This window comes from Mobilitalea sibirica (genome assembly GCF_015999265.1).
GTDB lineage: Bacteria > Bacillota > Clostridia > Lachnospirales > Lachnospiraceae > Mobilitalea > Mobilitalea sibirica.
The window spans coordinates 1-13,773 of sequence record NZ_JAEAGR010000003.1 but is presented as its reverse complement, the minus strand read 5'-3'; the positions used below and the strand labels follow the sequence as shown (position 1 = coordinate 13,773).

Below are 13,773 nucleotides of genomic sequence, written 5' to 3'. Positions count from 1 at the left end.
TACCTAAGGCATTTAATTTTCTTATGTTTATTATATACCATACCTTTTATTCTCTTATCGAAATATGTTCCAATCAATCGCAGTTTTTACTATAATCGTATAGTTGACCAAAACACCTGTCATTTCATATCCAAAGATATTCTCTCCTTAATCAGACTATTATACTGAAACCCTTAGGTTCTTTTTCTTATGAAAAGATTATCAAGTACTTAATAAAAAAGCTTTCGGTCCGGACCGAAAGCTTTTTTATTAATATAATATATAATCGTTATACTCCGATGTAAGCCTTTAGTAGCTTTAAGGTATTTTCCAAACCTTTTCTATGGGTTCTTTCCATACCATGGGATGCATGAATCCCCTGACCGATTAAGGCACCACGGATATTATTACCACCTTTTAAAGCTGCAGATACATCGGAACCATAATGGGGAAAGATATCTACCACATAATCGATGTTGTTTTCTTTTGCTAATGCTATCAGTCGGTTCGTCATGTCATAATCATAGGGTCCGGAGGAATCCTTAGCACAGATAGAAACCTTATATTCAGATCCGTTCAAGTCATCTCCTATGACTCCCATATCGACGGCAATGAACTCAGTAATTTCCTTAGGTATCCAGCTGGCACCAAATCCTACCTCTTCGTAGTTGCTTATGAGTATTTTCAGATTTTTCTCCGGTGTCAGCTTTTCCTCCGACATTTCCTTGAGCATTCCCAAGAGTAATGCAACAGAAGCCTTATCATCCAGATGTCTGGATTTAATAAAGCCTTTTTCGGTATATTTAAACTGTCCGTCAAAGCTGATATAATCACCGCTGTTGATCCCAAGCTTTAATACATCTTCCTTATTCTCTACAATTTCATCGATACGAACAACCATATTACGGTCGGTACGTTCCATGGTTTTGGCATCATCGTAGCTATGAACGGATGCACTTTTTGCCAGGATGGTACCGGTATAAACTTGTCCTTCTCTGGTATGAATTTTACAATAGCTTCCTTCCACACTGTGCATGGTATACCCACCCACCATGGTGAACTTTAGAGTTCCTTCCCGGTCAATGGAACGAACCATAGCTCCTAGAGTATCTACATGGGCAGATAACCCTAAGGTCTCTTCCCCCTTACCGTTTACGGATATAATTAAACCACCTTTTTGCGTGTATTCGCAGACATAGCCAAAACGATCTGCCTCCTTTTCTACAAATCCCATTACCTCCTTGGTAAAACCGGAAGGACTGGGAATATTCACAATCGTTTCTAAGGTTTTTATAATATAATCAATTGTCTCCATATTATTTGCTTGCTACAGTTTAACAGTGTCTGTATCAAGGCACTCCTTTCTCTTTCTTATTTATTCATTTATTGTTTTGTTTATTATTGGTTTATTATCTATTATAGTCTCAATTTTACCAGATTTATAGTATTCCATGATTTATAGTATTTAAGGATTTATAATATTAAACGATTTATAGTATTTAGCAATTTTTAGTTTCCATGATGATTAGAATTTATCGTATTCTTATAATGAAACAGAATAAAGCTCATTATTACTAAGCCTCTATGTATAAAAACTGTCGTGATTCTATATACGGAAGTCTTATTTAATAAATTTATATAAAAATTGAATTACTTTCTCCATTAATTTCGGTTGAATGAAAGGATAGGTCAAGTTTGAAGGTAGCTCATCTAAAAATACTACCTTCTCTATTTCATAATCCGGCAATTCTTCAAAACGGCTTACCTCAGCAAAGTATAGCATACCATAGGTTTCTTTACTGCCTTCAATCTCTTGCTCCTTTCCTTTAACGGAATACACGCAGACCGGATATAAAGAATATTCTACAGCACCGGTTTCTTCGTATAATTCTCTTTTCGCTGTCTCTAGAATAGTTTCACCCGGCTCCCGATGACCGCCCGGTACCTCATAGGTGTTTCTTTCTCTGTGTGTACAAAAAACCCACTTACTATGATAACGAGATACTATGACAGCGAATTCTAATAACTCATCTTCGATATTCTCATAGAACTTAACTTCTAACATTGTTTCGTCTCCTTTGTCATAGAGTCAATCTATCTAATGTAATCTTCACCGGATTACCGAGTCTCTTTATATCAATTCTACCTGGCTGAGGAGTTGGAATTTATTAAAAATCGACATCCATATATATCCAACACCATGAAACTAAAATACCATAAATATACTCATTATACAAGAAAAATGAATTATGCTATCTATCACATGCATATTTACCATTTATATTAATCAAAAAAAATTATAAAATAATAATAATATTTGAAGACTATTCCTATTTTATATCGTTATATCAATTGAAGGATGAAGGGAGGCGGACAAAATCAGTACTGAGCAATATTATGAATACCTTATTGATACATACCAGAATTTAGTTTTTACTGTATGCATCAAGATCGTAAAAGATTACTTTGATGCTGAGGATCTTGCCCAAGAAACCTTCTTATCCGCTTACCAGCATCTTCCAACCTTTAACCGACAATACGAGAAAGCCTGGTTATGTCGTATCGCAACTAATAAATGCTTAGATTTTATCAAAAAATCCAGTAGGAATACTATACCAACGGAAGAAACATTTTTTATCATGCAGGAAACCAATGAGCCTTCACCCGAGGAAAATATACTGGACACTGAAGTAAAACAGCAGTTGTATGCCCAATGCAATAAATTAAAAAAACCTTATCGTGAGGTTGCAATTGATTATTTTTACCGGGAATTAGTCGCTACGGAAATTGCACAGAAGACAGGCAGAAACCTAAAAACGGTACAAACTCAAATATACAGGGCAAAAACAATGCTACAAAAAAAATACAAAAAGGAGGCAGACTAGATGATAGATAGAAAGCATATTACATTGGAAGATTTAAATGCTTTTAAGAAAAATCAAATGAATACAGAACAAACAGAGGCTTTTCTATCTCATATCTGCTCCTGTGATCTGTGTTCAGAATTACTTGCAGAAGGAATGTCGGATGAGCTGATTGCGGCCCCACTTAACTTAAAAGAAAATATATTAAGAGAAGTAAAAAAAGAGAGAGTCTCAAAAACGAAAGCTTTAAAAACAAAAATTCACTCCAAACAAATGCAGTTGCTTTGGTACAGCTTAAAGATAGGAACCGCAGCGGCCTGTGCTATACTTATGCTAATTTGGACTATGAGTGTTGAAAACAGTGCAAATATTAATTTAAATTACCATAAGCTTAACAACGAACCCATAGAATATGAAGAAACCCTAACCACAGTCATTAGAGATAATATGAACACGATAAGCAATCGAATGCTTGAATTTTCCAATACTATTATGAAAACGGAGGTTATAGATTATGAAAGGAAAGAGAAGTAGCTTTTTTGCATTTATTTTTTCACTGCTCCCGGGAGCCGGCGAAATGTATCTTGGATTTATGAAAAGAGGAACCAGTATAATGGTAGTTTTTTGGGGCTTGATTTTTCTATCTGCTTGGCTTAATATAGGCCCCCTATTGTATGGTATGCCTATCATCTGGTTCATCAGTTTTTTTGATGTACACAACCTACGCTCTATGCCGGATAGTGAATTTCAGGCAAAGGAAGATGATTTTATCTTCATCCCCGAAATGAACATGGATAAAGTTCGCCTACTTCGCACAAAATATCGCACTGTTTTCGCTTTAGCTCTTATTTTATTTGGTTTTTCGATACTTTGGAACAATACTTTTAACATCATAGAGTTTACTCTTCCTTCCTATTACAATCTCATAATATATAGATTGGGACACTACTTCCCTCAGTTAATCGTAGGCCTTGTCATAATAGCGATTGGTATCTATTTAATTCGCGGCAAGAAGGAAGAACTGGACAAAGACGAAGCTGCCAAAAACCAAGGCATCAGTTTACTAGACGATAAAGGAGGCCAAAATCTATGATGAAACACAGAGTCGGTACCATAACTTTAGGATTGATGCTAATCACCTTTGGTCTTCTCTTTTTACTTCGCATCTTTTTAAATGATTTATCCTATATTACGATATTCCGTCTTTGGCCAGTTGTATTTATTTCTCTCGGTTTAGAGATACTTGTGGCTAATGCAAAGCAGAAAGAAGAAAAGCTTCTCTATGATAAAACTGCATTTGCTTTGATAATTATACTCTCCTTCTTTGCAATGGGGATGGCTATCACTGAGATATGTATTGATTATGCGGGCTCTCAGTTAATTTGACAACAGAATATACTTAAAGTAAACTATTAGAATTAAAACAGGCCCCACACAACAAGGGCCTGTTTTATATATAAATAAAAGAAGAGAATATGATAGCGTATTTCATTTATTTGGTTTATTAGTAAAACTTATACATAAGTAACTTAAATCGCAACCTGCTCAATAAAGAGTGATAAATTCTCCATCAGGTTATAATACTTATCTAAACTCTTAATTACCGGACGTAAAGGATAGGATTGGTTTTGACGAATAATGATACCTTCATCCTTATTATTCAACTTAACCGGTAATCCAACCGGATAGATATAAAGTGAATCACGAAAGGCTTCGAATACATTCGGATCGAATCTGGTATTTACCAAGGCCTGAGTTTCTTCAAAACATTCATAAGGCATTAGATTGGAGGTCCGAAGTAGCGTCTCATAAAAGTCACAGATACTCAGGATCTTAGCTAAATCAATTTGCTTTTGTCCGTCCACCTTATACTTGCCACTTCCGTTATAAAATTCTTCTTGAAATCTGACCGCCATATAGGTAAGTACCGTACAATTTTTTCGCTTTAAAAATTCATAAGCTACTTCATAATGAGGTATCTCTTTTAACTTCACATCTCTATTCTTCAACAACTTACCAATATCATGCATGAGAGAAACAAAAGCCATTAACTCTATCTTCTCCATATTATGTCCTAATACACTTGCTGTACGAATCGATAGAATTGCTACATTAATCGAATGCTGGATCATGTCATCTTTATCCATTACCTGGTCGGCAGGTATGCTGACCGGTTCACATTTTATCTCAGGGAGCAAATAAAGTCTTATAAAACGTAATAAATCAATACTGTTAAATTCATTTTTTTCTACTTTACTATAGATATCCTGAAGTTTATTATATACTACTGCCCTCTTATCATTATCCAATGTTTCCTGAAGCAATATGTCGTAATTATCATCTTCAATATAGACTGCTGTTAAACCGCTCTCTCTTAATCTTTCAATGATGCGACCAGACAGTACAGCTCCTTCACTGATTAATTTTCTTCCGTCCTTTGATTTTATAGAAATCGCTAGTTTTTTATGGGTTAAATCTTCATCAAGTTTTGCTAAACGCATGCGCCTTCCTCCTTCCGGTAGATTATAAGTAATTCATATCCAGTATTACCAAAATAACTTTAAATTAGAAAATTTATCAACTATTACTATATTCGCAAGTAAAAACGGATTTTTTGAGGTACCTTTTTATAAAAATCTAAAAATTAATAAAAAATTCAATCCATAGTTTTATGATATGACAATAGCCTCCTACTTAAGATTTGGTAGAAGGCCATTTAACAAAAAAAGGAAGATGAAATGCAAAATAATTTATATCAAATTTTATACGATTAACATATCGAATCACTCGTGTAATAATAGAAATAAAACCCTGTTTATTACAATTTTATTATACACCTATCAAAGCAAATAATCCAATAATTATATTATAATACATATTATAGTCGTATACTTATATATGGAATTATATTAGAGGGCATTCCTATAAATTAAACCGGAAGTTAACTTGAAATAACCATACCATTCAAAAGGATTTTCTTGTCTGAATACCCACTCTCTGCTATACTTATTCCATAGTCTGCTAAGGTCAGTGTGTAATGAAACAAGCTTATTTACACCCGTTATACACCTGTTTTATGGCACCTGTTGGATTTAAACGGACAAGAATAAATAATACTATAAAAAGAGAGGTATTCCCATGACTTTAAACGAAATTAATATTCGAGATCCATTTGTCCTACCTTATGAAGGAAAATACTATATGTATGGAACCCGTGGGGCAACCTGCTGGGGAGAATGTGATGGCTTTGATGTTTATGTAAGCGAAGATCTAACTCTATGGAGTGATCCTATTGAAGCATTTCATAAACCTGAAGGTTTTTGGGCGGATCGTAATTATTGGGCACCTGAGGTTCATTACTATAATGGTTCCTTTTATGCCTTTGTATCATTTAAGTCGCAGGATCGTTGTAGAGGCACACAGATTTTAAAATCTGATTCCCCAACCGGCCCTTTCCTATTGCACAGTGATGGACCCGTAACTCCTTCTGACTGGGAATGTCTTGACGGCACTCTTTATGTTGATAACGATGGACAGCCCTATATGGTATTTTGCCACGAATGGGTACAGGTAAAGGATGGTGAAGTATGTGCAATTTTACTTTCCTCCGACCTAAAAAAAGCCATATCAGAGCCTATCCTGTTATTTAAAGCCTCAGAACCTCATTGGAGCCGTGGTGTAAAAAACGGCCCTAATTATGTAACCGACGGTCCTTTCCTTTATCAACCGGATAATTCATATAGAAATGGACCTCTTAACACTACAGCTAATAAATCGAAGAAAGACACCTTTAACAAGCCGCTCGTTATGCTTTGGTCCAGCTTTAGTGATGATGGCTATGCTCAGGCGATAGCCAGATCAGAAAGCGGCAAAATCACCGGTCCCTGGACCCATGATGAACAACTGTTATATAGTAAAGACGGTGGACATGGTATGTTGTTTCACACCTTTGAAGGCCAGCTTTATCTAACCCTTCATACTCCGAACGTAACCCTGAAGGAACATCCGATATTTATTCCGGTACGTGATGAAAATCACGTGTTAACTGTTGAATATAATCAGTAATCGAACTAAATCTTCTATAACTAAGACGTCAGCTTAGAATAGGAAGGACTGTTGTATAATAACATTTAAGTGAGTATGACTTCCGTAATACACTGTTAATTTCATTATACAACAGTCCCTTTTTACTTTACTTCCATGAATACAAGAAAAAACGGCAAACCGCAAGCATAATTTATTTTTATTTAAAAATCAAAACAAGTGTACTTTCTAACTAAATAAAAAGCACACTTGCTTCTCCCCAATAATATGATGTAGGTTAATTAAGTATTTACCGTATTACTAATCTTATTAACTAATTCTTTACTTACTGTAAAACTCTATCTTTTCTCAATATTAACTAAAATAAGAGACACCGGACTCAAAGATATATTGATTTTGATTCCCTGTTATATTAACTGCAACAGAATTTCCACGTCTCTCAGAGTGAGCCATCTTACCCAACACTCTTCCATCCGGACTTGTAATACCCTCAATCGCATAATACGAGCCGTTTGGATTATAATCTTCATCCATCGTAGGATTTCCCTGTAAGTCAACGTATTGGGTTGCTACTTGTCCATTATCAAACAGCTTCTTAATCCATTCCTCACTTGCTACAAAACGACCCTCACCATGGGAGGCCGGTATGGAATAAACCCCACCCAGCTCCGCTTTCATGAGCCAAGGTGATTTATTGGTTACAACCTTAGTATAGACAGACTTAGAGATATGACGACCTATGTTATTCGTTATTAAGGTAGGAGAGTCCACTTTCTGCGGTGTGATTTCCCCATATGGTACTAATCCAAGTTTAATGAGAGCCTGAAAACCATTACATATTCCAAGAACTAAACCGTCTCTTTGATTCAGGAGTTCACTGACTGCCTCCTGAATTCGGTCGTTTCTAAATGCAGTGGCAATAAACTTACCGGACCCATCAGGTTCATCACCGGCAGAAAATCCACCGGGGAACATAAGAATCTGTGCCCCTCTAATTCCTTCTGCAAAAGCTCCCACAGATTCCCGTATGTTCTCGGCACTCAAATTTTGGAATACTATCGTATTAACTTTGGCACCAGCATTTTCAAACGCCTTTAATGTGTCATACTCACAGTTAGTCCCAGGAAATACCGGTATAAACACCTCAGGTTTTGCAACCTTGTTCTTAGCAATATATATTTTTTTAGCATCATATAACTTAGTTTCAAGCTTATCCGTTTCTGCTTGTGACTTAGTAGGATAAACCTTTTCCAGCCTTTCTGTCCATGAAGCTAAAGCTTCCTCTATCGTTATTTTGGCATTGCCATATTGGAATACTTTCTCATCTGTTACTCTACCAATGATTGAAAATTCCTCTGATGAGAATTTAATTTCGTTATCCGCAACACCATCTTTCTGTATAGAAGTGTTTTGCTTCTGTAGATTGATGGCTGCTTCCTCCGTCATCTCCACAAGGATAGCGCCATAGCCGGGTATGAATAACTCGTTTTCACCAATCTGATCATTTAACTTAACACCAAGCTTATTACCAAAAGCCATCTTACTTACAGCTTCGGCAATACCACCAAAGCCTACAGCATAAGCAGATACAACAATTCCCTTTTTCATAAGCCTGTTTATCTTTGTATATAAGATATCTACCTGCTCATAATCCGGTAAATCATAAGCATCCTTCTTAATATCAAATTTAACCAGTAGATTACCCGGATTCTTAAGCTCAGTTGATATTACATCCTTTGATTTCGCTACATCCACTGCAAAAGATACTAAAGTCGGAGGAACATCGATATCATTGAACGTTCCGGACATACTGTCTTTTCCGCCAATGGAGGGAAGTCCCAGCTTCACCTGAGCATCATAGGCTCCCAAGAGCGCCACTAACGGCTCTCCCCAGCGTTTTGGATCATTACCGAGTCTTCTAAAGAATTCTTGGAATGTAAATCTGATCTTAGTATGATCACCTCCCGCTGCCACAATCTTAGCAACGGAAGATATAACTGCATAAACCGATCCATGGAACGGTGACCAGCTGGATAGATACGGATCAAAACCGTAGCTCATCATGGTTACCGTATCACATTCTCCCTTCATAATCGGAAGCTTAGCTGTCATGGTCTGTATCGGAGATAACTGATATTTACCGCCAAAAGGCATTGTAACGGTTGACGCTCCAATGGAGCTATCAAACATCTCAACCAAACCTTTTTTGGAACATATATTTAAATCAGAAAGAGCCTTTAACCATCTGTCTTTCACATCCGTAGTATCGGCTATCTTACCGATTGCTCCGGATTTTAGATAATTCTCGTTCTCAGATGGCATTGTAATATAAGCGGTTGCCTCCTGATGGGCACCGTTGGTGTCCAGAAAGGCTCTGGAAAGATTAACGATCTCTTTGCCTCTCCATTCCATTACGAGTCTCGGAGACTCTGTCACTTTGGCAACCACTACGGCTTCAAGATTCTCCTCTGCAGCATATGCCAACATCTTATCTACATCTTTTGGATCTACCACCACTGCCATTCTCTCCTGAGATTCTGATATGGCCAGTTCCGTACCGTCAAGACCTGCATATTTTTTCGGAACTTTATCAAGTTCTATATGAAGACCGGCAGCTAATTCACCAATTGCAACAGAAACCCCGCCTGCTCCGAAGTCATTACATTTCTTAATAATAACACTTACTTCCTCCCTACGGAATAAACGCTGTAATTTTCTCTCTGTCGGAGCATTCCCCTTCTGTACCTCTGCCCCGCAGGTTTCAATCGATTCTGTCGTATGAATTTTAGAAGATCCGGTAGCCCCGCCAAGGCCGTCCCTTCCGGTTCTTCCACCCAATAATATAATAACATCACCGGGATCTGAATTCTCACGGATTACATTTTTCCTTGGGGCAGCGCCCATGACTGCTCCGATTTCCATTCTCTTGGCAACATAATTAGGATGATATATCTCATCCACAAGACCCGTTGCCAGACCAATCTGATTGCCATAAGAGGAATAACCTGCTGCTGCACCGGTACATATCTTTCTCTGTGCCAGTTTACCCTTCATAGTATCCTTAATCGGTACGGTAGGATCCGCCGCACCGGTAACTCTCATTGCCTGATATACATATCCACGGCCGGATAAAGGATCACGGATTGCCCCTCCAAGACAAGTAGCCGCACCGCCAAATGGTTCAATCTCCGTTGGATGGTTATGGGTCTCATTTTTGAAAAATATTAGCCATTCTTCCGTTCTATCGTCTATTTCTACGGGTACGATAATGGAACAGGCATTAATCTCATCGGATACTTCCATATCCTCAAGTTTACCGTCTGCTCTTAATTTTTTCATGGCCAGAAGTGCGATATCCATCAAGGAGATATATTTATCATCTCTGCCCTTATATAGTTTTTCTCTTTCACTTAAATAACTGCTATAAGCCGCTTTTATCGGCTCTGTATAATATCCTTCCTCGAACTGAACCTCCTTAAGCTCTGTTAAGAAAGTAGTGTGACGACAATGATCGGACCAATAAGTATCCAGCACCCTGATTTCCGTCATAGAAGGATCACGGTTTTCTTCCTTGATATAATAATTTTGTATATGTTTAAAATCTTCAAAGGTCATCGCAAGATTTAAAGAATTATATAATTCATATAGCTGCTCGTTGTTCATACCTTTAAATCCTGATAAAATCGTAACATCCTCAGGTTCATCGTAAATTGCTACCAGGGTATTCGGTTTCACCTCATCTGTCTCCCTGGAATCCACGGGGTTGATACAGTATGACTTAATACGATCAAATTCCTCATCGGATATATCACCATTTAAAACATAAGTAGTTGCAGAACGGATTACCGGTTCTTCAAGTTCATTTAACAATTTCACACATTGCTCTGCAGAATCGGCTCTCTGGTCAAACTGCCCGGGTAAGTATTCAACGGAAAACACCCTGTCTGTTTTATCAAACTCAAAGCTCTCTTCCATTAAAACATCTACCGGCGGCTCGGAAAACACGGTCCCCAGTGCTTTTTTATAGATCTCCTCACTGATATTCTCTATATCATAGCGAATCAGAACTCTAACAGAATGAAGCCCTTTGATTCCCAGGTAGCTTCTCAACTCATTTTTTAATTCCTTAGCACTTACTGCATAGGGTGCTTTCTTTTCAACATAAATGCGTTTTACACTATTCATCCCTAAACTCCTTTTTATTGGCAATAACTTTGGTCGGTTTTAACCTATCATAACGGTTTCTATTATAATCTTTACTTTGTATTTCCTCTATGGAACTTACTGTTAAATACACCTGCATATCGCAGTATAAGAGTATTTTTTTGATTGAATTATCCTATGATATATCTATCTTTACCTCTGGTGTACTTGCATTATAGCATAACATGTCTTATAATCATAATTAATAAATGTTAATCTTTTTATTAGCGAAGCTAATATATTACAAATGTAGGAAATATAAAATTATCTGCAATATAGCATTGACTTGCTACAGATAAATTCGGGAGGTAATCATCATGGACATCAATTATGAGTTGTATAAAGTATTTTATCAGGTAGCGAAAAGCCTGAGCTTTTCAGAAGCAGCAGACACCCTGTTCATCTCCCAGTCAGCTGTAAGTCAGTCCATTAAAACCTTGGAAAAACGTCTAAATCAAATCTTATTTATTAGAAGTACCAAAAGGGTAGCCCTAACGAAGGAGGGTGAGCTCTTATTAAAGCACATAGAACCTGCAATTAATTTAATTATCAGAGGAGAAAATCAACTTTGTGCTGACCCCAAAAGCGGCGTCCAATTAAGAATTGGTGCTAGTGACACCATCTGCCGTTATTATCTGGTTCCTTATCTAAATCATTTTCATCTAAAATATCCTAACATTCACATCAAAGTGACCAACGGAACCTCTCTGCAATGTGCGACCCTGCTAGAGAGAAATGAAGTGGATGTTATTGTAACAAATTCTCCGAATCCGGCTCTGAATAATATGATGGAAATTATACCGGTAAAAGAGTTTAGGGATATTTTTATAGCCAATCGGGAGGCCTTTCCTCTCCATGACCATCCCATAACCCTTGAGGAGCTTCAAAAACATCCGATATTAATGTTAGAGAAAAAATCGACTACCAGTATCTATCTGCATAATCTTTTTCTGGAAAATTCCTTGGATTTGGTTCCAGCAATTGAATTAAGCAGCAATGATCTTCTAATCGACTTAGCCAAGATAGGGCTTGGAATAGCATTTATTCCTGACTTTTGTGTAAAGGAACTGGAGAATCTTACAGTCATAAATACAACTCAGGAAATTCCTTCCCGTATGCTAGTGGCCGCTTATAATAAAGATATTCCGTTGTCAGATACCGCCCGATTTTTTATCGATAGTCTGACCTCAACCAATCTATAAAAAAACAGACACAAGAAAGAGTTTCGCTAGTGAAACTCTCGCACCGAGCGCAGTCGATAAAACTGATAAAATTCCTTACACGGGATTGAACATCCTTCCTAAAAATACCCCATAGATTGAACCGTCTCTGTCCTGTAGACAGGCAACGGGTCGACCTATGGGGTTCATTCTTTTCATTATTTTATGGACGGAAGTATTTTACTGCCCTAATTCTTTAATTCTTCTTTGTATCACCTTGTTGTAGTTTAAAACTTTTCTCTCATACTCTTCATTCATATATTTAGAAGTAATCATAAAATCAGCGGTTGCTTTATTATTCGCAACAGGAATATCATACACAGCGGCGATACGAAGTAGTGCCTTCACATCCGGATCGTGGGGCTGTGATTCCAATGGATCCCAAAAGAATATTACAAAATCGATATTCCCTTCAACAATACGAGAACCAATCTGTTGGTCACCGCCTAAAGGTCCGCTGTTATATGCCTTAACCGGTAATTCTGTTTTCTCTGCTATCAGTCTAGCTGTAGTACCGGTTCCACATAGAAAATGATTTTTCAAAATATTCTTATTGGCTTCTACCCATTCTACTATTTCCTGTTTCTTACTGTCATGGGCAATTAATGCAATATGCTTTTGTTTTTCAATCGTAAAACCGATATATTCATCTTGAACCATCTGTTATACCTCTCTTATTCAATCGTTACTAAATAGTATTTATTTCTGTATTATTATCATATAAGATATACCTTACGATTTCAAGTAAAACCGTCGAAGAATAAAGTTAAATTATTACCACGAAATTTTTACTCTTATTACATTTAGATAATACGTTAATAAATGCCGAAAATATGTTCGTTTATCTCTTGATTATTGTATTACCATTTGTTAAATATGTATATGGAACAGCTGTAATATGGAGTGGTTGACCTCATCCTTGCATCGCTTACTTTCGATGCTATGAGAGGAGGTCTTTATTATGAGTACATACGAAGCTATGTCTTTGATGATTGCCTTTGGGATATTATTCATAAAGCTTATTGCTTATTTAGATAGGCATAATAAGCGCAACCGAAGAAACAAATGTTTCTTCTGGTTCGCGGGCGCGCTCGTACCCATTCAAGCAAGCTTGATTTATGTGAGCTTGCTCACATTACTCACTTTTGCCAACTCGCAAAAAATAACTGCTCCTGTCTTGACCGGACGAGCAGTTATTTAAACTGTACTAAGGCCAACCACTTTGTGGGCAGCTGTTCCTCTTTTAATTACATTATAGCATAAATAAATAGTTTTTTAAGTTTTCATGTTAAAAAATGTAATGTTTGATTTTGATGTTGTTTCATATAAACGGTTTCGATAGTGTAAAATATCTTGTGTAAATAAAATAGAGAAACTCCAAGGCTTATGGTAAAATAATTAACGACCAAGCCAATCAATCACCAATACAAAGGAGTTTCTCTATGACGAATAATAACACAAAC

12 protein-coding genes are annotated in these 13,773 nt (G+C 36.9%); 7 read left to right on the top strand and 5 right to left on the bottom strand.

From position 1 onward, the window contains the following. Positions 1-268: 268 nt before the first annotated feature. Together I5677_RS03615 and I5677_RS03610 are read right to left on the bottom strand one after the other, a co-directional pair. Positions 269-1,294 carry a M42 family metallopeptidase gene (locus tag I5677_RS03615; RefSeq protein ID WP_197660213.1) on the bottom strand — a complete coding sequence of 342 codons (1,026 nt, stop codon included), beginning with the start codon at positions 1,292-1,294 and terminating at the stop codon, positions 269-271. Between the two features lie 306 nt (positions 1,295-1,600). Further along, the gene (locus tag I5677_RS03610; protein ID WP_197660212.1) at positions 1,601-2,044 is read right to left on the bottom strand and encodes an NUDIX hydrolase; all 444 of its coding nucleotides are present in this window, start codon (positions 2,042-2,044) and stop codon (positions 1,601-1,603) included. 313 nt (positions 2,045-2,357) lie between these two features. Between I5677_RS03610 and I5677_RS03605 the strand changes: the two genes are divergently transcribed. Genes I5677_RS03605 through I5677_RS03590 form a run of 4 tightly spaced genes read left to right on the top strand, consistent with a single transcriptional unit; the run spans position 2,358 to position 4,229 of the window. After that, positions 2,358-2,864: an RNA polymerase sigma factor gene (locus I5677_RS03605; protein WP_197660508.1), complete on the top strand. Its 507-nt coding sequence runs from the start codon at positions 2,358-2,360 to the stop codon at positions 2,862-2,864. Continuing rightward, positions 2,865-3,377, top strand: coding sequence for a hypothetical protein (locus tag I5677_RS03600; RefSeq protein ID WP_197660211.1), 513 nt, complete (start codon positions 2,865-2,867; stop codon positions 3,375-3,377). It begins immediately after the preceding gene. Beyond that, positions 3,358-3,936, top strand: a complete 579-nt coding sequence (locus tag I5677_RS03595) for a hypothetical protein (RefSeq protein ID WP_197660210.1) — start codon at positions 3,358-3,360, stop codon at positions 3,934-3,936. Before I5677_RS03600 ends, I5677_RS03595 begins: the two co-directional genes overlap by 20 nt. After that, a complete protein-coding gene (locus I5677_RS03590) occupies positions 3,933-4,229 on the top strand; it encodes a LiaF transmembrane domain-containing protein (protein WP_197660209.1) in 297 nt (98 codons plus the stop codon). The genes I5677_RS03595 and I5677_RS03590 overlap by 4 nt, the downstream gene beginning before the upstream one ends. A gap of 143 nt (positions 4,230-4,372) precedes the next feature. On the opposite strand, the gene I5677_RS03585 is transcribed toward I5677_RS03590, so the two are convergent. Next, on the bottom strand, positions 4,373-5,344 hold the full coding sequence (locus I5677_RS03585) for an HD-GYP domain-containing protein (RefSeq protein WP_197660208.1): 972 nt from the start codon (positions 5,342-5,344) through the stop codon (positions 4,373-4,375). A gap of 637 nt (positions 5,345-5,981) precedes the next feature. On the opposite strand from I5677_RS03585, the gene I5677_RS03580 reads away from it, so the two are divergent. Then, positions 5,982-6,908, top strand: a complete 927-nt coding sequence (locus I5677_RS03580) for a glycoside hydrolase family 43 protein (protein ID WP_197660207.1) — start codon at positions 5,982-5,984, stop codon at positions 6,906-6,908. A gap of 333 nt (positions 6,909-7,241) precedes the next feature. Here I5677_RS03580 and I5677_RS03575 read toward each other — a convergent pair whose 3' ends face one another. Continuing rightward, positions 7,242-11,072, bottom strand: a complete 3,831-nt coding sequence (locus tag I5677_RS03575; protein ID WP_197660206.1) for a phosphoribosylformylglycinamidine synthase — start codon at positions 11,070-11,072, stop codon at positions 7,242-7,244. Between the two features lie 335 nt (positions 11,073-11,407). On the opposite strand from I5677_RS03575, the gene I5677_RS03570 reads away from it, so the two are divergent. Then, positions 11,408-12,292 (top strand): LysR family transcriptional regulator, encoded by an 885-nt coding sequence (locus I5677_RS03570; protein ID WP_197660205.1) that lies wholly within the window; start codon positions 11,408-11,410, stop codon positions 12,290-12,292. Between the two features lie 198 nt (positions 12,293-12,490). Here the strand turns inward: I5677_RS03570 and I5677_RS03565 are convergent, their stop codons facing one another. Next, on the bottom strand, positions 12,491-12,970 hold the full coding sequence (locus I5677_RS03565; protein ID WP_197660204.1) for a methylglyoxal synthase: 480 nt from the start codon (positions 12,968-12,970) through the stop codon (positions 12,491-12,493). 301 nt (positions 12,971-13,271) lie between these two features. Between I5677_RS03565 and I5677_RS03560 the strand changes: the two genes are divergently transcribed. Next, positions 13,272-13,511: a putative holin-like toxin gene (locus I5677_RS03560; RefSeq protein WP_197660203.1), complete on the top strand. Its 240-nt coding sequence runs from the start codon at positions 13,272-13,274 to the stop codon at positions 13,509-13,511. The last annotated feature ends 262 nt before the right edge of the window (positions 13,512-13,773 follow it).

Excerpts from the sequence above, each read along its gene's own strand:
- I5677_RS03615 (WP_197660213.1), bottom strand. The coding sequence starts at position 1,294 with ATGGAGACAATTGATTATATTATAAAAACCTTAGAAACGATTGTGAAT.
- I5677_RS03610 (WP_197660212.1), bottom strand. The coding sequence starts at position 2,044 with ATGTTAGAAGTTAAGTTCTATGAGAATATCGAAGATGAGTTATTAGAA.
- I5677_RS03600 (WP_197660211.1), top strand. The coding sequence starts at position 2,865 with ATGATAGATAGAAAGCATATTACATTGGAAGATTTAAATGCTTTTAAG.
- I5677_RS03595 (WP_197660210.1), top strand. The coding sequence starts at position 3,358 with ATGAAAGGAAAGAGAAGTAGCTTTTTTGCATTTATTTTTTCACTGCTC.
- I5677_RS03590 (WP_197660209.1), top strand. The coding sequence starts at position 3,933 with ATGATGAAACACAGAGTCGGTACCATAACTTTAGGATTGATGCTAATC.
- I5677_RS03585 (WP_197660208.1), bottom strand. The coding sequence starts at position 5,344 with ATGCGTTTAGCAAAACTTGATGAAGATTTAACCCATAAAAAACTAGCG.
- I5677_RS03580 (WP_197660207.1), top strand. The coding sequence starts at position 5,982 with ATGACTTTAAACGAAATTAATATTCGAGATCCATTTGTCCTACCTTAT.
- I5677_RS03575 (WP_197660206.1), bottom strand. The coding sequence starts at position 11,072 with ATGAATAGTGTAAAACGCATTTATGTTGAAAAGAAAGCACCCTATGCA.
- I5677_RS03570 (WP_197660205.1), top strand. The coding sequence starts at position 11,408 with ATGGACATCAATTATGAGTTGTATAAAGTATTTTATCAGGTAGCGAAA.
- I5677_RS03565 (WP_197660204.1), bottom strand. The coding sequence starts at position 12,970 with ATGGTTCAAGATGAATATATCGGTTTTACGATTGAAAAACAAAAGCAT.
- I5677_RS03560 (WP_197660203.1), top strand. The coding sequence starts at position 13,272 with ATGAGTACATACGAAGCTATGTCTTTGATGATTGCCTTTGGGATATTA.